The 1144-nt window shown below is 53.5% G+C and carries 1 rRNA gene; it reads left to right on the forward strand.

The annotated features are described in order from the left end of the window. Window positions 1-1144 (forward strand): 23S ribosomal RNA (locus M2406_RS26440); the annotation flags it as partial.

Genomic DNA, 1144 nt, shown 5'->3' on the forward strand with positions numbered 1-1144 from the left:
TGTGAGTTCGATGAGTAGGGCGGGACACGTGACATCCTGTCTGAATATGGGGGGACCATCCTCCAAGGCTAAATACTCCTGACTGACCGATAGTGAACCAGTACCGTGAGGGAAAGGCGAAAAGAACCCCGGCGAGGGGAGTGAAATAGAACCTGAAACCGTGTACGTACAAGCAGTGGGAGCCTACTAGTTGGGTGACTGCGTACCTTTTGTATAATGGGTCAGCGACTTATATTTTGTAGCAAGGTTAACCGTATAGGGGAGCCGTAGGGAAACCGAGTCTTAACTGGGCGAATAGTTGCAAGGTATAGACCCGAAACCCGGTGATCTAGCCATGGGCAGGTTGAAGGTTGGGTAACACTAACTGGAGGACCGAACCGACTAATGTTGAAAAATTAGCGGATGACTTGTGGCTGGGGGTGAAAGGCCAATCAAACCGGGAGATAGCTGGTTCTCCCCGAAAGCTATTTAGGTAGCGCCTCGTGAACTCATCTTCGGGGGTAGAGCACTGTTTCGGCTAGGGGGCCATCCCGGCTTACCAAACCGATGCAAACTCCGAATACCGAAGAATGTTATCACGGGAGACACACGGCGGGTGCTAACGTCCGTCGTGAAGAGGGAAACAACCCAGACCGCCAGCTAAGGTCCCAAAGTCATGGTTAAGTGGGAAACGATGTGGGAAGGCATAGACAGCCAGGATGTTGGCTTAGAAGCAGCCATCATTTAAAGAAAGCGTAATAGCTCACTGGTCGAGTCGGCCTGCGCGGAAGATGTAACGGGGCTAAACCATGCACCGAAGCTGCGGCAGCGACGCTTAGGCGTTGTTGGGTAGGGGAGCGTTCTGTAAGCCGTTGAAGGTGGCCTGTGAGGGTTGCTGGAGGTATCAGAAGTGCGAATGCTGACATAAGTAACGATAAAGCGGGTGAAAAACCCGCTCGCCGGAAGACCAAGGGTTCCTGTCCAACGTTAATCGGGGCAGGGTGAGTCGACCCCTAAGGCGAGGCCGAAAGGCGTAGTCGATGGGAAACAGGTTAATATTCCTGTACTCGGTGTTACTGCGAAGGGGGGACGGAGAAGGCTAGGCTAGCCGGGCGACGGTTGTCCCGGTTTAAGCGTGTAGGGGGAGTGACCTGGTAAATCCGGT

Origin of the sequence: Serratia sp. BIGb0163, from assembly GCF_024809935.1 — a bacterium.
GTDB classification, from domain to species: domain Bacteria; phylum Pseudomonadota; class Gammaproteobacteria; order Enterobacterales; family Enterobacteriaceae; genus Serratia; species Serratia quinivorans.